17 protein-coding genes are annotated in these 20596 nt (G+C 64.7%); 9 read left to right on the top strand and 8 right to left on the bottom strand.

The window, feature by feature from the left end:
* The 6 genes from RMQ73_RS01225 to RMQ73_RS01200 form a co-directional block, all read left to right on the top strand.
* Positions 1 to 1516: TonB-dependent receptor domain-containing protein (locus RMQ73_RS01225; RefSeq protein ID WP_310496145.1), on the top strand; the 1516-nt coding region annotated here is incomplete at its 5' end.
* Positions 1517 to 1599: 83 nt separating this feature from the next.
* On the top strand, positions 1600 to 3096 hold the full coding sequence (locus RMQ73_RS01220; RefSeq protein WP_310496144.1) for a phosphoesterase: 1497 nt from the start codon (positions 1600 to 1602) through the stop codon (positions 3094 to 3096).
* A 10-nt stretch (positions 3097 to 3106) separates the two neighbouring features.
* The gene (locus RMQ73_RS01215) at positions 3107 to 4147 is read left to right on the top strand and encodes a phytase (RefSeq protein WP_310496142.1); all 1041 of its coding nucleotides are present in this window, start codon (positions 3107 to 3109) and stop codon (positions 4145 to 4147) included.
* 67 nt (positions 4148 to 4214) lie between these two features.
* The gene (locus tag RMQ73_RS01210) at positions 4215 to 5024 is read left to right on the top strand and encodes an enoyl-CoA hydratase-related protein (protein WP_310496141.1); all 810 of its coding nucleotides are present in this window, start codon (positions 4215 to 4217) and stop codon (positions 5022 to 5024) included.
* Positions 5021 to 6187, top strand: a complete 1167-nt coding sequence (locus RMQ73_RS01205; protein WP_310496140.1) for an acyl-CoA dehydrogenase family protein — start codon at positions 5021 to 5023, stop codon at positions 6185 to 6187. The genes RMQ73_RS01210 and RMQ73_RS01205 overlap by 4 nt, the downstream gene beginning before the upstream one ends.
* Positions 6184 to 7332 (top strand): acyl-CoA dehydrogenase family protein, encoded by a 1149-nt coding sequence (locus RMQ73_RS01200; protein WP_310496139.1) that lies wholly within the window; start codon positions 6184 to 6186, stop codon positions 7330 to 7332. Before RMQ73_RS01205 ends, RMQ73_RS01200 begins: the two co-directional genes overlap by 4 nt.
* Here the strand turns inward: RMQ73_RS01200 and RMQ73_RS01195 are convergent, their stop codons facing one another.
* The gene (locus RMQ73_RS01195) at positions 7333 to 8343 is read right to left on the bottom strand and encodes an NADP-dependent oxidoreductase (RefSeq protein ID WP_310496138.1); all 1011 of its coding nucleotides are present in this window, start codon (positions 8341 to 8343) and stop codon (positions 7333 to 7335) included.
* A gap of 31 nt (positions 8344 to 8374) precedes the next feature.
* Between RMQ73_RS01195 and RMQ73_RS01190 the strand changes: the two genes are divergently transcribed.
* Both RMQ73_RS01190 and RMQ73_RS01185 read left to right on the top strand, forming a co-directional pair.
* The gene (locus tag RMQ73_RS01190) at positions 8375 to 8800 is read left to right on the top strand and encodes a VOC family protein (protein WP_310496137.1); all 426 of its coding nucleotides are present in this window, start codon (positions 8375 to 8377) and stop codon (positions 8798 to 8800) included.
* A 32-nt stretch (positions 8801 to 8832) separates the two neighbouring features.
* Positions 8833 to 9120, top strand: a complete 288-nt coding sequence (locus RMQ73_RS01185; protein ID WP_310496136.1) for a hypothetical protein — start codon at positions 8833 to 8835, stop codon at positions 9118 to 9120.
* A 215-nt stretch (positions 9121 to 9335) separates the two neighbouring features.
* On the opposite strand, the gene RMQ73_RS01180 is transcribed toward RMQ73_RS01185, so the two are convergent.
* The 7 genes from RMQ73_RS01180 to RMQ73_RS01150 form a co-directional block, all read right to left on the bottom strand.
* Positions 9336 to 9815: a CinA family protein gene (locus tag RMQ73_RS01180; protein ID WP_310496135.1), complete on the bottom strand. Its 480-nt coding sequence runs from the start codon at positions 9813 to 9815 to the stop codon at positions 9336 to 9338.
* Positions 9816 to 9851: 36 nt separating this feature from the next.
* The gene (locus tag RMQ73_RS01175; RefSeq protein WP_310496134.1) at positions 9852 to 13127 is read right to left on the bottom strand and encodes an error-prone DNA polymerase; all 3276 of its coding nucleotides are present in this window, start codon (positions 13125 to 13127) and stop codon (positions 9852 to 9854) included.
* Entirely contained in the window at positions 13111 to 14652 is a 1542-nt protein-coding gene (locus tag RMQ73_RS01170; RefSeq protein WP_310496133.1) for a DNA polymerase Y family protein, read from the bottom strand. Before RMQ73_RS01170 ends, RMQ73_RS01175 begins: the two co-directional genes overlap by 17 nt.
* Positions 14537 to 15319 carry a hypothetical protein gene (locus RMQ73_RS01165; protein ID WP_310496132.1) on the bottom strand — a complete coding sequence of 261 codons (783 nt, stop codon included), beginning with the start codon at positions 15317 to 15319 and terminating at the stop codon, positions 14537 to 14539. The genes RMQ73_RS01170 and RMQ73_RS01165 overlap by 116 nt, the downstream gene beginning before the upstream one ends.
* 110 nt (positions 15320 to 15429) lie before the next feature.
* On the bottom strand, positions 15430 to 15912 hold the full coding sequence (locus RMQ73_RS01160) for a DUF6702 family protein (RefSeq protein WP_310496131.1): 483 nt from the start codon (positions 15910 to 15912) through the stop codon (positions 15430 to 15432).
* Positions 15909 to 18347 carry a M1 family metallopeptidase gene (locus RMQ73_RS01155; protein WP_310496130.1) on the bottom strand — a complete coding sequence of 813 codons (2439 nt, stop codon included), beginning with the start codon at positions 18345 to 18347 and terminating at the stop codon, positions 15909 to 15911. The genes RMQ73_RS01160 and RMQ73_RS01155 overlap by 4 nt, the downstream gene beginning before the upstream one ends.
* An 89-nt stretch (positions 18348 to 18436) precedes the next feature.
* On the bottom strand, positions 18437 to 19054 hold the full coding sequence (locus RMQ73_RS01150; RefSeq protein ID WP_310496129.1) for a 2-hydroxychromene-2-carboxylate isomerase: 618 nt from the start codon (positions 19052 to 19054) through the stop codon (positions 18437 to 18439).
* Positions 19055 to 19095: 41 nt separating this feature from the next.
* On the opposite strand from RMQ73_RS01150, the gene RMQ73_RS01145 reads away from it, so the two are divergent.
* Positions 19096 to 20592, top strand: coding sequence for a hypothetical protein (locus RMQ73_RS01145; protein WP_310496128.1), 1497 nt, complete (start codon positions 19096 to 19098; stop codon positions 20590 to 20592).
* The last annotated feature ends 4 nt before the right edge of the window (positions 20593 to 20596 follow it).

The raw sequence follows: 20596 nt of genomic DNA, 5'->3' as shown, positions 1-20596 counted from the left end.
CGGCACCAACGGCGCCACCGCAACCAACCGCCCGACCGTGTTCTACGACCTCACCAATCCGCAGCTGGCCAAGGTCGAACTTTACCGCACGCTGCGGGCTGCCGATGGCACCCTGTCGCGCGGTGATCGCGTTACCGCCATCACCGATTTCCCGCTGTCGCTGGCGCGCGTGCGCGGCCTGAAGGCGATCGATACTACCGAAGCCTATACCGGCCGGCTGGATGTGAGCCGCGAAACCGAATTGTTCGGCAGCACCAAATTCAGTGTCGGCATTCAGTATGACAACCGCGTCAAGGAAGTCGACGAGCGGCTGCTCGACATCACTGCGAGCAGCACGTCCAATGGCCAGAACATTTTCGCGCTTGCCAGCCTGCCCACGGCGGTATCGGCGGTGAGCATCCCAGGCAACTATCTCGGCAAGCTGCCTCTGGGCTACACCTTCCCCTATCACGGCAAGCAGGCCATCATCGACATCGTCAAGGCAGTCGAGCCGTTTGCCGCCTACAACTTCGCCAATGCAAACTACTACAAGGTCAGCGAGGAAGTGTTGTCGGGCTATGCGATGGGCGTGACCAAGACCGATTGGGGCAGCATCGTCTACGGTGCCCGCTTCGAGAATGTCAAAAACAGCTCGACGGCGTTTTCGGGCGCCAGCCTGATCACCGTCAACCGCAGCTTCACGCAGGTCTATCCCAGCCTGCATTTCAACTGGACGCCCACCGAAGAAATGAAGGTGCGCCTGTCGTTCAACACCGGCGCGGCCCGCCCGGACTATCCTGTCCTGCGGCCGAATTTCATCTTCAATGACGCCAATCGCACGATTTCGGGCGGCAACCCCGATGCCCGCCCTGAAAAGACGCGCGGCGTCGACCTGTACTGGGAATATTATCCCAGCAACGGCGGCTTCCTGATGGTCGGCGCCTTCTACAAGGATGTCCGCGATGTGCTGTTCGGTTCCACCCGCCAGTTCGGCACAACTGCCGTATTCCCTGACGGCATTGACCGCTCCGACTATCTCTTTTCCACCACGCTCAACGGCGGCAAGGGCAAGATCTATGGCTTCGAAGCGGCGTTCCAGATGCAGCTCGACAATGTCCTGTCCGAAGACAAATGGTGGGGCGGCTTCGGCATCCAGACCAACGTGATATTGAATCGCGGCGAGGCAACGACGCCGACAGGCAGCAAGGTGCGTTTCCCGGGCACGTCCGATTTTGTTCTCAACGTTGGGCCATATTATGAGAAATATGGCTTCTCGGCGCGAGTGTCCTATCAGTATCGCTCCGCCTGGGTCGATGGGCTGGGCTCGCCCGAAGTTGGCGGCGACTTTTACTGGGCTGCCGATGGCGAACTGGACGTTTCGGCACGCTATGCCATCACCCCGAACTTCGAAGTCTATGCCGACCTGTCGAACCTGCTCAACGGCCCGGGTCGCCGGTTTGTCGGCATCGATGCACGCACCATCGAGCGTGAGACCTTCGGTCGCCGCTATACTGCCGGTTTGCGCCTCACCTATTGATCAGAATCAGGCCTGGCGGCTGGAAATTCCTGCCGCCAGGCCGATTTTACCGGTTTCATCGTTGCCGCCAGAAAGCCAAAGCCATGCGCGTCATCATCCTTGCCGCAATTGGCGCTCTGCTGGCATCGCCGGCCTTTATACCGGCTGTGGCTCATGGCCATCACGGTGGGCTTGCCGCCCAATATCAGGCCCGCCCCAACGCTGGCGCCGTCCCCACGCCGGGCCGTCAATGGCTTCCTGGCGATCATCACATCCATTCCGAATTCAGCGCGGACTACAACGCCGACCCTGCCAGCCCGCAAACAGCTCCCATACCGCTGCTCGGCAAGGATGGCCGCTATGCCATCGTGAAGAACGCACAAATGGCCCGCCAGTTCGGCCTGCGCTGGATGGTCAGTACCGATCATGGCGGCCCCAACCATTCGAAGCTCAACTATGAGCAAGCCTGGCCAGAGGTCGAGCGCGCCCGCCGCAGCGTGCCGGAAATGCTGATATTCTATGGCATGGAGTTCGATACGCCCGCTGGCGACCACAGCAGCCTCATCATCCCCTTCACCGGTGCTGAGCGCGAGCAGCTGCGCGCCATTGAATTCGGTTTCTCCAAGAAAGAGCCGTGGCCCCGCGACGACGCACGGGACACCGAAGGCCGCATGATCGATGCCCTGAAGCTGATGCGCGACCAGAAGATCCCGCCTGTCCTCATCGCCAATCACCCCAGCCGATCGGCAACCGCGCCTTCTGCCTGGGGCCTTTACACCCCGGTCGAATTTCGCAACTGGAACGATACCGCGCCCCGCGTCGCCATCGGCATGGAAGGCGCGCCTGGCCATCAGGCCGGCGCCATCAGGCCGGATGGCAGCCCCGATCCCACCGGCAATCGCGGCGGATATGGGCGCGCGCCCACCCTTGGCGGCTTTGACCAGATGACGGCCACGCTGGGCGGGTTCTGGGACTCGATGCTTGCCGAAGGTCGCCGCTGGTTCACCACCGCAACATCCGACAGCCATTCCAACTGGCGCGATGGCGGCAATGATTTCTGGCCTGGCGAGTATTCCAAGACCTATGTCCAGGCACGTCCGCAGCATTCGGACATCATCGACGGCCTGCGCACTGGCCGCATATTCGTCACCACCGGCGACCTTGTGTCCGAGGTCGAGGTCATCGCTGCCAGCGGGCGCGGGCGCGCCGGCATAGGCGGCACCCTCAACGCCCGGAAGGGCCGCCCGGTCGATGTCACCATCCGACTGCGCGATCCCGCGGCCGCCAACGCCGCCGGTTATACCCCCAGCGTCGCACGCGTCGATCTCATCATCGGGCCGGTCACGGGACCCGCCGCCGATCGCCGCACGGACAGCGCCCCGGCCACCGCCATCGCACGCCGCTTCACCTCCGCCGACTGGCGCCGCGACGGCGAATATCTCACCATGACGTACAGCGTCCCGGCCGTCACCGGCCCGCTCTATATTCGCGTCCGCGGCACCGGCACCACCGAACTCGAGCCCAGTCAGGATCCCAAGGGCGAAAACCCATGGGAAGACCTTTGGTTCTATGCCAATCCCATTTTCGTCACTGTCCAATAAGGCAGACCCCATGCGCTGCCCGATCCTGGCTTCTCCGATCACTCTGGCGCTTGCCCTGCTGCTCACCGGCTGCGCGCCGCCGGCCTCGCGGCCTCCGGTCCTGACCGCAGATGTCACCGCCAGCGGCGAAACAACGGCTGTCGCCACGCAAGATGCCGACGCAGCAGATGATCCGGCGATCTGGCGCAATGCCGCCGATCCGGCCGCCAGCCTGATTGTTGGCACCGACAAAAAAGCCGGGCTCTATGTCTATGGCCTCGACGGCAGCGTGCGCGACTTCATCAATGCGGGCCGCGTCAATAACGTCGATCTGGCCGAAACACCGGCCGGCATCATCGTCGTTGCCAGTGACCGCAACGACAATGACAATGCCCATCTTGCCCTGTTCCGGCTCGATCCCGTCACAGCGCGGCTGACAGCAATCGGCCGCGTGCCCGCCGGCGCGGGCGAGGCTTATGGCGTCTGCCTGTTCGCCGCGCCTTACGCGCTGCACGCCTTCATCGTGCTCAAGGACGGGACGATCCGCCAGATCGCGCTCGATGCCGCCACCGGCACCGGGCGCACCGTGCGCACGATGAAACTGCCCAGCCAGTCCGAAGGCTGCGTAGTCGATGCACGCACGGCGCGGCTCTATGCGGCCGAAGAGGATGCCGGCCTCTGGCGCTTCGACGCCCTGCCGCAAGGCAGCACGACGCCCGTTCGCATCGCGTCCACCGACGGCGCGCGGCTGGTCGCCGACGCCGAGGGCCTGGCCATCGCTGCCACCGGCGCCGGCAATGGCGGCTGGCTCATCGCCTCCTCTCAGGGTGACAATGCCTATGCCGTCTGGCGCCTGTCCGACGACCGTTACATGGGCCGGTTCCGCATCGCTGCCGGGCGTTATGGCGCAACCCAGGAAACCGATGGCATCGAAGTGAAAACCGGCAATTTCGGCCCGGCGTTTCCGGCCGGAATCATGATTGCCCAGGACGGCAATAACGCGCCAAAAGCCCAGAACTTCAAGCTGGTCCGCTGGGACGCCGTGCAAAAGACGCTGAAACTCCCCGGATAATCCGCGCTTTATGGCAGTTTGACCTGCCGGCATGACTGGTCCACCTTGACCGCCAAAGGGGAAGATCATGGCGCGCCTCGACGGCTACACAAGGTTCACATTCACGCGCGGGCAGTTCGGCCATGCGCGCACACTGACGGCGACCATCACCGGGCCAAATCCCGTAAACGGCGTCGATGAAGCCATGCATCATGAACTGGCGCGGGTATTCACCGATCTCCAGCTTGATGCGGACAGCGACATCATAATCCTCACCGGTGCCGGCCGTGACTTTTGTGCCGGCGGTGATTTCGACTGTTTCGCCGAACAGATCGCGCATCCGGAACGGTTTCGCGACATTGGCTGGGATGCCAAGCGCATCGTCACGACCTTGCTGGAAATAGAAAAGCCGGTGATCTGCCGCATGAACGGCGCCGCTGCCGGGCTGGGCGCCACCATCGCGCTGCTCTGCGATATCATCATTGCCGATGAAACCGCGCCCATCGGCGACCCGCACGTCAAGGTCGGGCTGGTGGCAGGCGATGGCGGCGCCGTCATCTGGCCGCAGCTGATCGGCTATGCCCGCGCCAAGGAACTGCTGATGACCGGCGACCTGATCAAGGCGACGCGCGCCGCCGACATGGGCCTGATCAACTATGCCGTGCCGGGCGACCAGCTGGATGCCAAGGTGACCGAAATGGTCGGCAAGCTGATGGGCAACCCGCGCTTTGCCGTTCGCTGGAGCAAGGTTGTCGCCAACCAGCCGCTGCGCGTGCTTGCCCAGCAGCTGATGGATGCGTCGATCCCGTATGAAACCCTGTCCAACCTGACCAAGGACCGGGCCGAAGCGGTCGCGGCCTTTCGCGAACGCCGCAAACCCGATCTGACGGGGGAATGACCTTGCAAAGCTTTATCGACGAACCTGCCCATGTCAGCGCATTGCGCGATACGGTGGCACGTTTCGTTGCCGACCATGCGCCGCGCGAAAAACGCATCCAGTGGGACCGTGACCACCGCTGGCCGCGTGATGTCTATGCGCAGCTGAACACGCTCGGCCTGACGGCGCTGACCGTGCCCGAGGCCCATGGCGGCGCGGGGCAGGATCTCGTTGCCGCCATCGCCGTCATCGAGGAACTGGCGCAGGCCGGGCCGTGCCTGGCCGGGCCGTTCATCCACACCGCATTCTATGGCGGCATGAACCTTTCGGAGAATGGATCACCCGAACAAAAGGCACAGTTCCTGCCGGCACTGGCGCGGGGCGAGCTGTTCTTTGCCTATGGCCTGTCCGAGCCTGATGTCGGGGGCGACCTCGCCAGCGTCGCCACCCGGGCCCGCATGGAAGGCGACACCATTGTCATCGACGGCGCCAAACGCTGGTGCACCGGCGCCGACTGGTGCCATTACATCTACACGCTGGTGCGATCGGGCGAGCCGGGGGACCGGTATCGTAACCTGTCGTTCGTGCTGATCCCGACGGACGCGCCCGGTGTGACGATGCAGGACATCCACCACAGCAACCTGCGCTACACCGCCAGCCAGGACGTGTATTTCGACAATGTGCGCCTGCCCGCCAGCGCCATCGTCGGCGGGCCGGCGATGTGGAACCAGGGCTGGAAGCTGTTGGCCGGCCGCGCGTTGGATGTCGAGAAGCTGGAAATCTCTGCTGTGGCGTTCGGCATCGCCCGCGCCGCACTGGCCGAGGCCTGGGACTATGCCCAAAGCCGCGTGCAGTTCGGCAAACCCATCGCCCAACATCAGGCCGTGCGCCACAAGCTCGTCGCCGCGCGCACCAAATTGCAGGCGGCCCGGCACATGCTCTACCATGCCGCCTGGCTGGCCAACGAAGGCCGACCGTGTTCGGTGGAAACCAGCATGGCCAAGCTGTTCGTCGCCGACACCGGGGTCGAAATCGCATTGGCCTGCCAGCAGGTAATGGGCGCCTATGCCCTGTCCGATGCCTTTGACATGGAGCGCCATGTCCGCGATCTTCTGGGCATGCCCATCGTCGGCGGATCGAGCGACATGCAAAAGAACAACCTCGCCAGTCTGCTCAAGCTATGAGCGCGCTCGCCGAAGCTGCCCGCCTTGCGCCGATCATAGCAGCGCGCGCAGCGGATACCGAAAGCCAGCGCCGCCTGCCCGCCGATCTGGCGGCGATGATTGCCGAGGCTGGGCTGTTTAGGATGCTTGTCCCAAAGGCATATGGCGGCGGTGAAGTCACCCCGTCCGAGATGTTTGCCGCGCTGGAAACGCTTGGCGCCGCAGATGCCGCCACCGGCTGGTGCGCGATGATCGCCGGCACCACCGCGCTGGTTTCGGCCTGGCTGCCGCAGGATCATGCTGCCGAGGTTTTCGGCGATCCGGCGGCGATCACCGGCGGCGTGTTCGCGCCAATGGGCAAGGCTGTGGTGGACGGCGATGACTATATCGTCTCCGGTCGCTGGTCATGGGCCTCGGGCAGCGCCAATTGCCAATGGCTGCTCGGCGGCGCGCTGATTTTCGAAGATGGCCAGCTGCGAATGCTCCCAAATGGCGCGCCCGACCACCGCATGATGATCATGCGCAGCGAAGATGTAGAACTGATCGACACCTGGGACGCGATGGGCATGCGCGGCACCGGCAGCGGCGATATGGCGGCCAGCAACGTCCGTGTACCGCGAAGCCGCACCGTGTCGTTCATGGCCGACACACCGCGCGCGCCAGGCAGTCTCTATGCGTTTGCGCCCTTTGCGCTGCTCGCCATCGGTATTGCGGCCGTGGCCAGTGGCAACGCATTGGCTGCGATTGCGGATTTTCAGGCGCTGGCCACAGCCAAGAAAGCCGCCGGTTCGTCGCGGACATTGGCCGAGCGCGGCACGGTGCAGGCGGACTTTGCCCAGGCCAGCACCAATCTCGCCGCCGCCCGAGCGCTGGTGCTTGCCCAACTGGCTGCTGCCGAGCGACAACTGGCCATGGGCGAAGCGCTCGACATTCCCCACCGCGCCCGGCTGCGCGCCGCCGCGACACATCTCGTCCACACCGCCGCCGATGTCACGAGCCGCATCTACACACTGGCTGGCGGTACGGCAGTCTATGCCAGCCACCCGCTCGGGCGGCGGTTTCGCGACGCGCACGTCGCTACCCAGCACGTCATGACTGCACCTCCGACCTGGGAACTGACAGGCCGCGTGTTGCTCGGGCTGCCAACGGATGACGGGATGCTATAGTCAGACCCGCACCACCCGCCGCCCGAAACTGGCGCCGGTGAACAGCCCGCAGAACGCTTCGGGCAAGTTGGCCAGCCCTTCGAACACTTCCTCGCGGTACTTCACCCGGCCGTCCTTGATCATGCCGGCCAGTTCGGCCTGTGCGGCGGTAAACCCTGCCAGGTCGTCGAACACCACCAGCCCTTCCATGCGCAACCGGCGCGCGATGAATTCGCGGGTGTTCTTCAGGCCCGGCACCTTGTCGGGCGGCGTGTTGTAATCGGCGACCTGCCCCGACACCACTATGCGGCCGCGCATCTTCATGTGCGGCAAGGCGCGGTCGATCATGGCGTTGCCGACATTGTCGAACATGATGTCCCAGCCGCCGGCGGACGCGTCTGCAAATGCGGCCTCGAAACCCGGCGCCTTGTAGTCGATGGCGCGGTCAAAGCCGGCCACGTCCATCAGCCAGGCGCATTTTTCGGCGCCGCCGGCAATGCCGACCACTTCGGATGCGCCCCAGATCTTTGCCAATTGCCCCGCCGTCGCGCCCACCGGCCCGGCGGCGCTGGTGACGAGCACGCGTTCGCCGGTTTGCATCTGCGCCACGCGTTTCAGCCCGAACCAGGCGGTCATGCCGGGCACGCCGAGCAGGCCGATCCAAAGCGATTCCGGCACGCCAAGGTCGGGCAGTTTCACGCAATAGCCGCGCCCGTTCGATACGACATGCGTTGCCCAACCGGTCAGCGCGACATGATCGCCAACGGTAAAGCGTTCATTGCGGCTGGCGATGACTTCGCCGACGGCAAAGCCATCGACCGGCGCGCCCGGTTGCAGCGGCGGCGCATAGGACGCGCCCGGCGACAGACGCGAGCGCGTGCCGGGATCGCAGGACACAAAATGGTTTTTCGCCAGGAACTGCCCTTCGGCCAATTCGGGGATTGGCAGGCTCTCCACACGGAAATCTGCCGGCGTCGGCGCGCCATCGATATGTCGCACCAGAACGATGCGTTCCATTTGTCCCGTCGTCATGCCACTTGTGTCTCCTGAACAGGAGCGCACCATGGACCAACGCATCAGCATCGTCACGCTGGGAACCGATGATTTGCCGCGCGCAGTGGCTTTTTGGGAGGCAATGGGCTGGCCGCGCCGGGCGCGCAAGTTCGACGCCATTGCCATGTTCCAGTGCGGCGGCATCGCCTTTGCCATCTATCCATTCGACAAATTGGCCGAGGATTGCGGCATGCAGGATCGCGGCCCGGGCTTCGGCGGCTTCACCATCGCGCACAATGTCGGCGGCAAGGCGGAGGTGGATGCGCTACTGGCCCGCGCGGTGGCCAATGGCGCGAGCCTGCAAAAAGCCGCGCATGAGGCATTCTGGGGCGGCTATTCCGGCTATTTCTGCGACCCGGACGGACACCCCTGGGAGGTGGCGTACAATCCGTTCATGAAGCTGTCCGAGGATGGGAGTGTGGTCTTGGGCGATTAAACGGCCTGGACTTCGAAAGGCAAATCACGACGATGCGCTGGCTGGACTCATATAGACGGCAATTGGCCGAAGAGGCTGAAGGCCGAAGTCACCGTTTCGCCGACATCCTGCGATATTTTCGCACATTCTGGATGGGGTCGATCGTGATCGGCGTGTCCGTTGCCCTTTGGTTCATCGTGAGCGAATTGCGCCATCCATACCCTGGAAGTGGCTGGGGCGTGATCATCGGGCCGGTTTTCGCGATCGTCATCATCATTGCCGGCCGTGTACCCTATGCTCTGGCGCAGCTTTTCCTTTCGGTTGACCCGAAACGAAAGTGACGGTTCTCCGCAATCCTTGCGGGCAACCGAAGTTGACAAACTTGACGGTTTCGTGAGCTTTTTGTCGCCAACCATGACCCCTTCGCGGCGCCAGTGGGTGCGAGTTTAACGATGGAAAAGAACAGCCCAAGTCTCGCATGATATGCAGTGTGTAGGACAGGTTCATGTGCACCTTGCCAGGGCGGGCTCTCTCCGCCGGGGCAGGGACTGGCAGGTTACTGCATCTCTTCGGCCAGCATCGTCAGCGCCGCGATGGAAAATGCGATCATGTTGGCAAGCCGGTCACCATGCCCGGTTTCCAGCGTGCGCGCCGCAGCCAACGGGCCGGCGATGGCAAAGCAGCAATGGCCGGCGGCGTCGCCATAGGGGTTGCCGTTCGGCCCGGTGGCGCCCGATTCCGACAGGCCCCAAGTGGCGCTGAACTGGCGGCGCACGGTTTCGGCGACCAGCGCCGCATAAGGCTCGCTGGCGGATTTCAGCCCACGCACATCCTCGCGTTTCAGCCCCAGCAGCCGGTGCCGGGCGCGAGGCGTGTAGATGACGCTGCCGCCAAGATAAAAGGCCGAAGCGCCTGGCACAGCCAGCAGCGCCGCCGAGATCAGCCCGCCGGTGGAGGCTTCGGCGATGGCAATGGTCTGGCGCTGCGCCATCAGCAGTGCGGCAACTTCGCGGGCTTTTTCAAACAATGCATCCATGGTCTTATCTCCCATCATGGCACCATGGCCTTGCTTTCAATGAAAATCGCGCGATTTCGGCATGATCCGCACATCGCGGGGGTGGCGGGCGCGGCTACCGGGAAAGGACGACGGCTGGTCGGGGTGCAGATACTCGTCGCCGCGCGCCGGCTGCGGGGCAGTGACATGGGTGTCCGACAACCGCGCCAGCACGTCGCTGCGGTCATGGATGCGGGTTGCCATCAGATGGGTGACGCCTTCGGGGCTTTGCTGCACTTCGCCTTCGACCAGCATCAGCCGGCTGGCCATGATCGCGCGGCGATAGACCTCGAACAGCCGCGCCCAGATGACGATGTTGGTGACACCGGTTTCATCCTCCAGTGTCACGAAGATGGCATTGCCATTGCCCGGCCGCTGGCGGACCAGCACCACCCCGGCCATCGATGCGCGCCGGCCACCCCGCGTCGCAGACACCTGCTGCGCCGTCAGCACGCCCGGAAACCATGGCCGCAGCAGCGCCATCGGATGACCCTTGAGCGACAGGCGAATGGTCTGGTAATCGGCGGCAATCTCCTCCCCCGGCGTCATCAGCGGCAGGATGCTGGCGGCCTCGGCGCCAAGTTCTGCGGCATCGGCGGCGGCAAACAGCGGCAGCGCCCGGGCAGGCGTGCGCAGTGCCTCCCAGCCGGCGCTGCGCCGGTCAAGGCCCAGGCTGGCACAGGCATCGGCATCGGCAAGCAGTTTCAGCGCCCGTTCGGGAAGGCCGGCGCGGGCCACTTCCTCCAGCCGGCGATAGGGCCGCCCCGCCATCAGGCTATCGGCCCATTCGCTGCGAAAACCGCTGATCTGGCGCAGGCCAAGACGCAAGGCGAACGCAGGCGATTCACCCTCCAGCACATTGTCCCAATCGGAGAAATTGACATCGATGGCCCGCACTGCAACGCCATGCTCGGCGGCATCGCGGACAAGCTGGGCCGGGGCATAAAAACCCATCGGCTGGCTGTTGAGCAAAGCCGCTGCAAACACCGCCGGATAACGGCATTTGATCCAGGCAGACACCCAGACCAGCCGGGCAAAAGCAATCGCATGGCTTTCTGGAAAGCCATAGCTGCCAAAGCCCTGGATCTGGGCAAAGCAGCGCTGGGCAAAATCGCGCTCGTAGCCGCGCGCCGCCATGCCATCGACCAGCTTGGCCTCGAAATGCTGCATGCCGCCATTGTGCCGGAACGTCGCCATGGCGCGGCGCAGCTGGTTGGCCTCCGACGGCGTGAAGCCGGCCGCCGTGATGGCCAGCTTCATCGCCTGTTCCTGAAATAACGGCACGCCCAGCGTCTTGCCGAGCACCTGTCTCAGCTCATCGGGATCATGCGGGGGGCGGGGGCTGGGAAAGCTGACCGCCTCCCGCCCCTGCCGGCGCCGCAAATAGGGATGCACCATGTCACCCTGAATGGGTCCGGGCCGCACGATCGCCACCTGGATGACAAGGTCATAGAACTCCGCCGGTTTCAGGCGCGGTAGCATGTTGATCTGCGCCCGGCTTTCGACCTGGAACACCCCGATGGAATCGCCTTTTTGCAGCATGGCGAACACGGCGGCATCCTCGGCCGGCACGCTGTCCAGCGTATAATGGAGGCCATGATGGCTGGCGATCATCTGAAACGCCTTGGCGATGCAGGTCAGCATGCCCAGCGCCAGCACATCGATCTTCATCAGGCCAAGCGCGTCGATATCGTCCTTGTCCCATTCGATGAAAGTGCGGTCGGCCATGACGGCATTGTGGATCGGCACGGTTTCATCCAGCCGGTCCTGGGTCAGCACAAAGCCGCCGACATGCTGTGACAGATGGCGCGGGCCGCCCATGATCTGCTGCACAAGGTCGGCCAGCCGGGCAATGTCCGGCGCTGCCGGGTCAAGCCCGGATTCGGCAAAGCGGCGCTCCTCCATCTGGCTGGCGAAGCTGCCCCACACGGTGCTGGTCAGCCGCTGCGTCATGTCCTCGGACAGGCCGAGCACCTTGCCGACCTCACGCACGGCGCTGCGCGGGCGGTAATGGATGACGGTGGCTGCGATGCCGGCGCGTTCGCGGCCATAGCGTTCGTAGATCCACTGCATCACCTCTTCACGTCGCTCATGCTCGAAATCGACATCGATATCGGGCGGCTCTTTGCGCTCCTCAGAAATAAATCTTGAAAACAGCAAGTTGTGCTTGGCAGGGTCGACCGCCGTGATCCCAAGCACATAACAGACCGCCGAATTGGCTGCCGAACCCCGCCCCTGACACAGGATGCCGCGTCCGCGCGCAAAGGCGACAATGTCATGGACAGTCAGGAAATAGGGGGCATAGCCAGCACGCGCGATGACTCGGAACTCCTCGGTAAGCAGCGCCTGCATCCTGGGCGGAATCCCCTCCGGCCAACGCGTCCGTGCGTGGCTGAGGACAAGGGTCTCCAGCCATCCTTGCGGGCTGTGACCCGCAGGGATGGGCTCGTGCGGATATTCATAACGCAGCTGATCGAGGTTGAAGCCGACACTGGCCAGGAACCGCTGTGTCTGCGCCAGGGCAGCCGGGCAATCGGCGAACAGCCGCGCCATCTCTGCTGCGCTTTTGAGATGGCGTTCGGCATTGGCAGCCAGACGTGTGCCGGCGGATTCCAGCGTGCATTTTTCGCGAATACAGCTCAACACATCATGCAAGCGGCGCTGCTCGGGGCCAGCATAAAGCGGCGCATTCAGTGCGATGAGCGGTACGCCGGCTGCCTCTGCCTGTGAGATCAGACCTGCCAACTGGCGCCGATCCTTGCCGGCGCGCGGCATGATCGCGCCCTGCCAAACCCGGCCCGGACAGGCGGCGGCCAGATCCGCCAACCGGCTGGATTCGGCATTTTTTGGCGGCATGGCGATCAACAGCAGTCGCTGCGCATGATCCATCAGATCGGCGTGATGGAGGATGCAACTGCCCTTGGCTGCCCGCCTGTTTCCAGTGGTGAGAAGCCGCGTCAACTGGCCCCAGCCCCGCCGGCAGGCCGGATAGGCAATGACATCGGCGCTGCCATCGGCAAACACCAGTCGCGCTCCCACCGCCAGCCGGAACACAGGCGCCGGCTGGCCGGCATCGGATGCGGCCTCCATCATATCGCGCACTGCCACATGGGCGCGCACGACGCCGGCCACCGTGTTGGTATCGGCTATGCCGATCCCGGTGTGGCCCAGCGCATGGGCGCGGCGCACCATGTCTGCCGGCGAGGACGCGCCGTGCAGAAACGAAAAATGCGTCGCGGCAGCCAGTTCGGCAAAGACCGGCGCAGCAGGACGGCGATCAGGCAAACAGGCCATGGATGAACCAGGCCGGGCTGGCCTTCTCCGTGCCGTACAGCCCGTGGCGAAACACCCAGTAACGCTGGCCAGCGGCATCTTCGACCCGGTAATAATCGCGGGTCAAGCCGTCACCGCTGCGGCGCCGCCACCATTGCGACGCGATGCGTTCCGGGCCTTCGTGGCGGGTGATTTCATGCAGACGGCGACGCCAGCGAAAGCGGCGGGGCGGACCATCGGGCACCTCGGCCAGAACTTCGATGGGCTGCGGCGGATCGAACAGCCGCAGCGGCCGGGTCGGCGGTTCCCCCGGCGGCGGCGCAGGCCAGTCAAGCTGCGGCGCGCCGGCGGACAGCGGCAGATCAAAGGCCGCCTGTTCGGGAATATGGCTGTCATGGCGCACCAGCCGGCGCACACGGCCCGGCCCCAGCCGCGCCGTCAGCCGGTCGAGCAAGGCGGCCAGTTCGCCCTCGGCAATGTCGCCGCCATCAAGCCCGAGCTGCTGGTGTGCCAGCGCCGCCGTCACCGGCACATCAAGTCGCACCAGATCATAGCCAAAGCCGGGGTCGAGCGGGTCGGCCAGCGCCGCCAGCCGTTCACGCAGCAGGCGCATGACCGGCGCTGCATCGCGCACCGGCGCCGATGTCTCCACCATCACCTGCGCGACATGACCATCGGCGCGGTAGAGCGTGACGGCAAAGGCGCGGCCGCCCTCGCCGCGCGCCGCAAGCTGCATGGCACAGCGCAGCAGCAGCTTTTCGGCAACTGCAAGCACGGCGCCCTCATCGGCGACGGGCGAAGCCAGCCGCTGTTCTGCGGCGATTGGCGCCGCAATCAGCAGAGGCGACAAGGGTTGGTCCTGCGCCTCGGTCAGCTGATCGAGCGCAGCGAGCAATCCGGCGCCAAAGCGGGACGCCAGTGCGCCGCGCGGCTGACGCACAAGATCGCCAATGCGGAGCAGCCCGGCACGGCGCAGCGCCGTCCTGACAGACTCGTCATTCGTGAGCGCCGCGACCGGCAGATCGCCAAGCCGGTGGCCGCCATGGCGTGCCAGTGCCAGCGCCGCCGCCGGCGTGGCCGCGATCGCCGGCTGTGCCGTCAAGCCGATGCGCGACAGGCGCGTGACGATATCGGCCACCAGACTGGCCTCGCCGCCGAACAAATGCGCGCAGCCGCTGATATCGAGAAGAAGCCCGTCGGGCGGCGCGGCAGCCGCCATCGGCGTATACCGGGTAGCTGCCAAAGCCAGCCAGTCCAGCCATGCGGCATCGCCTGCGGGATCGTGCGGCAAGGCCTGCAAAGTCGGCACACGCGCCCGCGCATCGGCCAGCGACAAACCCGGTGCCAATCCCTCGGCCAGCGCGGCAGCATCGAGTGCGGCGATGACCTGCCGGCCGCGATCCTGGACAATCAGGGCCAGCGGCGCTGCATCACGCCGCGCGCCGGATTGTGCGGCGCGGCGTTCGCTGGGCAGCAGTGGCAGGTGCAGTGCCAGGATGCGCCGCACCGCCCTGGTCGCTCGCAGCGCTGAGGCATTTTCGGTCACGATTCCACTCCATAAAGGCTGAGATGCCGGACGGGCCGCCGCGTTGGCGCAGCAGTGTCAGCACAAGACGCGGCGGACCCGGCGCCATGACTGGAAGCGGTACCGAAGGCGCGGGGAGCGCCTGCCAGCGACTGAGTGCGGCACTGGCTGCCGGTTCGGCTTCACGGCGGACAAGCAGCGCAAGGACACCGGCCCGGTCCGCCGTCAGGTGCAGGCGGCGGCTGGCCGTCAGGTCGAGCGCGGCAGCAGCGCCATGGCTTTCGATGATGACACAGGCCAGCGCCGGGCAGGACAGCGCTTCATGGGCGGCGCGCAGCATCGACACACTGCCATCGGCGATGACCAATACCAGCCGCGACGGATCGCCGCCAAGCTCGGCCAGGCCGGCGCCATAAAGCCGGCCATCACGCCCCTTGCCGTCGCTTACCCATAATATCGTCCCCGGTCGCGGCGCAGCCAGCGCCAGCATCAGTGCAAAGGCATCGGCGGCTGGCCCGTGAATCTCGTGCAGGCCGGCCAGCAGCAACCCGCCAGACAGGGCCGCGTCCAGCTCGGCAGCGTTCAGCGCCATGCGGCGGACGGCGGGCTCCACAGTCTGCGCAGGTGCCTGCTCGCTGCCATCAACAGCGCCGGTGCCAGCAAGGCATGGAGGAGAGAATCGACTCATTTGTTCTACTTATGTTCCAAATGGCGCCAAGCCAAGAACAGAGTCAAGCGCGGGTTATCATCGGTTATGCGGGCGCCGTCTCGCGCCGCTGCAATCCGGAAATGTGCGTGTTATCGCGTGCCCAGAGGCACTGTCTTTGGCCCGTCGCCGGGGTGAAACTGCACGGTGCGTGTGACGCCGCTGCTGCGAACATTGACCTGCACCATGTGGTCGGGATGGGTTTCGCCGAACAGGCTGGCGCTGATTTCCAGGCTGCGGGCACCGCGCTTGATGCGGCCCGCAAACACCATGACGACGTCATCACCCGCCAAGGCGCGGCTGCGAATGCCGAGCGGTACACCGGTCAGCCGGAACCTGCGCCCGACATAGGCCGTCAATGCGTCCAGCGCCTCCGGGTCATCAAGGCTGGGCTGGGCATCGGGCGCGATGGCGACCAATGCCGGCTCGACATCATGGGCGGCGAGGCTGTGCGTGACCGTGACCGCGCCGGTTTTCGCATCAACGACGATCACTGCCAGGCTGGCATGGCCGCGATGCGCTGCGGCTGGCGTTGCCAGCAGCAGCATCACCGAAACGGCCAGCCTGCGGATCATTCCCCGCTCACAGCCTTGCTGTCCGCCGGCTTGTCGTCATCTTTCTTTGCCGGGCGCGGCTTGGTCTTGATGCTGTCCGGCGTCACTTCCAGCTCCATGTCTTGCATGCGGTTGTCACCAGGGCCAAAATCGTCACGCACCTTGAGTGTTGCCGGTTCGATACGGCGCGGATAGGCGTTGTTGGAACGGTCGGCGTCGGCGATTTCCCATAGCGGATCGACTTCGGCGGCTTTCAGCACCTTGGGCGTGACATGCTGCCAGACCGCATTTTTGGCATTGTAGCGCCAGACTTCGGCCGGGATGCGGATGGTTTCGGTGCTGCCATCCTCATAATCCAGCTTGAGCACGACCGGCATCACCAGCCCGCCGATGTTGCGGAAGCTGAAGTGGTAGAAATTGTCCTTCACCTTCAGGGCTTCGGCTTCCTCCGGTTCCAGCTTTTTCTTCGCCGCCTCGGCATCCTTGCGGTCCTTGGCGGTGACGGTGAAGCGGTCCACCTCGTCGTAGAAATCGCGCGTGGCCGGGTCGCGGGCCACGACCGGCATCCTGGTGTTGCGCGCGACGGTCAGCGACTGCGGCTCCATCTTGGCGCGCTCGCGAGCATAGGCCTTTTCGATCTCGGGGTCGCGGCTGTCGAGGCGTGCGGCCACGACCTTGTCGAGGCTGATATCGACGTGATCGGTCGAATAGAACCAGCCGCGCCAGAACCAGTCGAGATCGACGCCCGACGCTTCCTCCATGGTGCGGAAGAAGTCATAGGGCGTCGGCCGCTTGAAGCGCCAGCGGCGGGAATATTCCTTGAAGGCAAAGTCGAACAGGTCGCGGCCCAGCACGGTTTCACGCAGGATGACCAGCGCGGTAGCTGGCTTTGCGTAACCGTTGTTGCCGAATTGCAGCAGGCTGTCCGACTGGGTCATCAGCGGTACCTGGTCGCGGCTGACCATATACTCGACGATATCCTTGGGCTCGCCGCGCCGGGTCGGATATTTGGGGTCCCACAGCCGTTCGGCCTGGAACTGCAGGAAGGTGTTGATGCCTTCGTCCATCCAGGTCCATTGCCGCTCGTCGCTGTTCACGCTCATCGGGAACCAGATATGGCCGACCTCGTGGATGACAACGCCGATCAGGCCGTATTTGGCGCGCTCGGTATAGGTCAGCGCGCCAGTTTTCTTGTCCTTGATGGGCCGCGGACCATTGAAGGTCATCATCGGATATTCCATCCCACCCACCGGGCCATTGATGGATTGCGCCGTCGGATAAGGATAGGGAAAGGCAAACTTGCCATAGACATCAATGGTATGGGCGATAGACTTGGTGGAATAGGCATCCCAGAGCGGCCGCGCTTCCTTGGGATAAAAACTCATGGCCATGACCAGCGGCATCGCCGGGTCGTCCTGTTTGACGCCCAGTGCGTCCCAGACGAACTTGCGGCTTGAGGCAAAGGCGAAATCGCGCACGTTGCGCGCCGTGAAGCGCCAGGTCTTGGTGCCGGTGGCGCGGGCTTTCTCCGCCGCCAGCGCTTCGGCCGGCGTGACGATATAAACAGGCTCCTTGGCGGTGCGCGCCTGCGCCAGCCGGCTGCGCTGGGCGGCGCTGAGCACGTCGGCAGCATTTGCAAGCTCCCCGGTGGCGGACACGACATGGTCAGCCGGCACGGTCAGCGAAACATCATAATCGCCGAATTCCAGTGTGAATTCGCCTCCGCCCAGGAACGCCTTGTTGTGCCAGCCTTCATAGTCGGAATACACCGCGAGGCGCGGGAACCATTGCGCACCGAGGAACAGGCAGTTGCCGTCCTGGTCCGGCTTGGTGAAACATTCATAGCCCGAACGGCCACCGATGACGCGGGTCTCGATGAGCGGGAACGACCAGCCAATCCGCACGCGGGTTTGCGCGCCGCTGGCCAGCGGTGCCGGCAGGTCGATGCGCAGCAGGCTGTCGACGACGGTGAAAGGCAGGGCGCGGCCCGATGCATCGGTAACCGTCAGGCCGGAAAAGCCGCCTTCCCATTCCTGATACCGCTTGGCGCGGCGCACGGCGGTCATGCCGATGGTGCCGCCGGTGCCGACGGTATCGGCCCGCTCGGCAATCGAATCGCGCTTGTAATTGTTCTGGTCGAGCGCCAGCCACAGGTAACGCAAGGCATCGGGCGAGTTGTTCGTATAGGCAATGTCGGCGCGGCCGGTCAGGCTGCGTTTGGCCTCGTCCAGTGTCGCTGTGATGCGGTAATCGACCTTTTGCTGCCAATAGCGATGCCCCGGCGCGCCGGACGCGGTGCGCTGCTCGTTGGGGGTCGGCCAGTCCTCGCCCTCGAGCTGGCGAAACTTGTCGACGAAATCGCCCTTGGTCTGCTGGATGGGGTTGGCAGCCAGCGGCAGGGCGGCGCCAAACAAAAAGGCGATCAGCCCGAACAGTCGAAAAAGCACTAGATTCATCCCCCGATGAGACTTTGTCACGCCCACACCTGACCCGCTTTGCCGCGTGCCACGGCCAAGGGCAAGGGGCGTTTGGCGCATCACGGCGTTCAGGCGCGTGCCAGCCGTGCGGCAGCTTCGCGCACCAGCAACACGCGGTCCTGCCCGAAGTACATGTCTTCACCGCCGACAAAAAAGGTCGGCGTGCCGAAACCGCCGCGCGCAATCATTTCGTCGGTGTTGGCCCTCAGCTGCGCCTTGCGCTCGGCGCCATCGGCTTCGGCCAGCGCCGCGCCCGCGTCCAGCCCGCCGGCTGCGGCTGCCAGCGCCAGCACATCGGGCAGGGAAATATCGCGGTCTTCACCCCAATACAGCTGGAAGATGCGCCGGGCCACGGCCTCGCAAACGCCGGCATCGGCGGCAATCAGGCACAGGCGCATGGCGCGGGCGGAATTGACCGGAAACACGCTCGGCGTCCATTTGATGGCCAGACCCGAGCGGCGGATCCAGTCGGCCATGTCCTTTGTGAAATAGCGGGCCTTGGGGACAATCGGCTTGCTGCGCATTTCATAGACGCTGGGATTGACCGCATTGAAAACGCCGCCGACCAGAAAAGGCCGGAAACATACGCCAAAGCCGTCGGCGCGCGCCGCATCGGTCAGCGCCTCGAACCCGAGATAGGTCCAGGGACTGGAGCAATCGAAAAAGAATTCCACGCGTGCGCTCATGTGCCTCTCCCCAAGCCTGATTTGGCCGCTACCATGGGGCCATGACGATCATTCGCAAACACACGCTTTTGCTGGCTCCCCTCACGCTGTTGTTGATGGCTGCCACAACTGTCCCGGCAAGCAATCCCCGGCCTGACCGCGGCAGCCAGATCGCAGCCGCCGCCCGGCTGGTGGACGGCAACCAGCCCGCCGAGGCACTTGCCATCCTCGATCCCCTGCTGGCGAACAGCGACCTGCCCATCGAACGCGGCGAAGTGGAACTGCTGCGATCGTTTGCGCTGGCGCGGTTGAACCGCCTGCCCGAAGCGCGCAAGGCGGTCGAGGCGTCCTATGCCGCCTCTCCCAGCCCGACCCCGCTGCTGCTGCGCCAATTGTTCCTGCTGCGGGCGTTTACCGGCGACCCGGACGGCGCCGTGCAAATCGTCCAGCTCATGGCGGCCGGCGATCCCAAATGGCTTGAACAATTGCCCGGCGAGCTGGTCTTTGAAACGCTGGGCGCCATCAGCGACGACGAAGCGCGCAGCTTCGATGTCAGCTTCAGTCTGGTCACAGCCGATTATCACCCGGTCGGCCTGCCTGTTGCCGTCATGGATTCGCTGCGCCTCAAGGTCGTGCGGGGCTTGCAGTCTCGGGGGCGCCTGGATGAAGCGCCGCCGGTCGTCGCACAGTTGATCAACACGACCAGCCTTGTGCAACTTGCCATCGACCGGCGGTTCCAACCGCTGTGGCCGGCGCTGGAAAAACGGCTCGGCCCCGGCGCCGATATTGCCGATGAAGCCTATGTCAAAGCGGCACGCGCGGCATTTGAATCGCGGCCCGGCTCGCTGGCCGACCGGCTCGGCCTTGCCGAAGCGCTCAATATTGCCAGCCGAGAGGAGGAGGCGCTGGCCGTTACCGATATTGCGCCAACCGCCGAAGACCTGGCAAAGTTCGGCAATCGCGACCTGTGGCTGGTCAACCTTCAGGCGATGATGTTGGCGGACACCGGCAAGGTCGATGCCGGGCTGGCGCGGTTTGCCTTGCTCAACACCTTACCCATCGAAGGGCGCCCGTCGCTGGTGGCCACACTCATCAACCAGGCGATATTGGCCGAATCCGTGGACCGGCCCGATGCCGCGCTTGCCGCCATCGCCCAGGCCGAAGCCAAGGCGACGGATATCAACGATTATGGCCGTCGCTATCTTGACGCTGTCCGTGTCTGCGCGTTGACGCAGCTTGGCCGCAAGGCAGAAGCTGCCGCCGCAGCCGCGCCGGTCATCGCCAAGCCCGATGCCAAAGCCGACGCCTATCGCGGAACCATGATCTGCCTTGGCCGCATGGATGCCGCCGCCGCAGCCGTCATCGGCCAGTTGAAGAATGAAAAGACCCGCAGCGACATGCTGTTCGCGTTGCAGCCGTTCCTCATCACAGACCGCGCCACGGCGCGCGACCGCCGCGAACGCGCCGCCATGCGCGTTCTAAAGGCGCGCCCGGACGTGAAGGCCGCCTTCCTGGCATTGGGCCGCGATCTGCCAGCGGCGGTCAGTCCGCCGCGTTGACTCT

This window comes from Sandarakinorhabdus sp., from assembly GCF_031430775.1.
Classification (GTDB): domain Bacteria; phylum Pseudomonadota; class Alphaproteobacteria; order Sphingomonadales; family Sphingomonadaceae; genus Sandarakinorhabdus.
Note: the sequence above shows the minus strand (reverse complement) of the source record. Positions and strands in the feature narration are given on the sequence as shown.

What these genes read in the sequence shown, in the direction of transcription:
- RMQ73_RS01205 (WP_310496140.1), top strand. Translation starts at nt 5,021, where the DNA reads ATGACCTTGCAAAGCTTTATCGACGAACCTGCCCATGTCAGCGCATTG.
- RMQ73_RS01180 (WP_310496135.1), bottom strand. Translation starts at nt 9,815, where the DNA reads ATGGATGCATTGTTTGAAAAAGCCCGCGAAGTTGCCGCACTGCTGATG.
- RMQ73_RS01185 (WP_310496136.1), top strand. Translation starts at nt 8,833, where the DNA reads ATGCGCTGGCTGGACTCATATAGACGGCAATTGGCCGAAGAGGCTGAA.
- RMQ73_RS01175 (WP_310496134.1), bottom strand. Translation starts at nt 13,127, where the DNA reads ATGGCCTGTTTGCCTGATCGCCGTCCTGCTGCGCCGGTCTTTGCCGAA.
- RMQ73_RS01220 (WP_310496144.1), top strand. Translation starts at nt 1,600, where the DNA reads ATGCGCGTCATCATCCTTGCCGCAATTGGCGCTCTGCTGGCATCGCCG.
- RMQ73_RS01160 (WP_310496131.1), bottom strand. Translation starts at nt 15,912, where the DNA reads ATGATCCGCAGGCTGGCCGTTTCGGTGATGCTGCTGCTGGCAACGCCA.
- RMQ73_RS01145 (WP_310496128.1), top strand. Translation starts at nt 19,096, where the DNA reads ATGACGATCATTCGCAAACACACGCTTTTGCTGGCTCCCCTCACGCTG.
- RMQ73_RS01150 (WP_310496129.1), bottom strand. Translation starts at nt 19,054, where the DNA reads ATGAGCGCACGCGTGGAATTCTTTTTCGATTGCTCCAGTCCCTGGACC.
- RMQ73_RS01210 (WP_310496141.1), top strand. Translation starts at nt 4,215, where the DNA reads ATGGCGCGCCTCGACGGCTACACAAGGTTCACATTCACGCGCGGGCAG.
- RMQ73_RS01165 (WP_310496132.1), bottom strand. Translation starts at nt 15,319, where the DNA reads ATGAGTCGATTCTCTCCTCCATGCCTTGCTGGCACCGGCGCTGTTGAT.
- RMQ73_RS01215 (WP_310496142.1), top strand. Translation starts at nt 3,107, where the DNA reads ATGCGCTGCCCGATCCTGGCTTCTCCGATCACTCTGGCGCTTGCCCTG.
- RMQ73_RS01155 (WP_310496130.1), bottom strand. Translation starts at nt 18,347, where the DNA reads ATGAATCTAGTGCTTTTTCGACTGTTCGGGCTGATCGCCTTTTTGTTT.
- RMQ73_RS01195 (WP_310496138.1), bottom strand. Translation starts at nt 8,343, where the DNA reads ATGACGACGGGACAAATGGAACGCATCGTTCTGGTGCGACATATCGAT.
- RMQ73_RS01190 (WP_310496137.1), top strand. Translation starts at nt 8,375, where the DNA reads ATGGACCAACGCATCAGCATCGTCACGCTGGGAACCGATGATTTGCCG.
- RMQ73_RS01200 (WP_310496139.1), top strand. Translation starts at nt 6,184, where the DNA reads ATGAGCGCGCTCGCCGAAGCTGCCCGCCTTGCGCCGATCATAGCAGCG.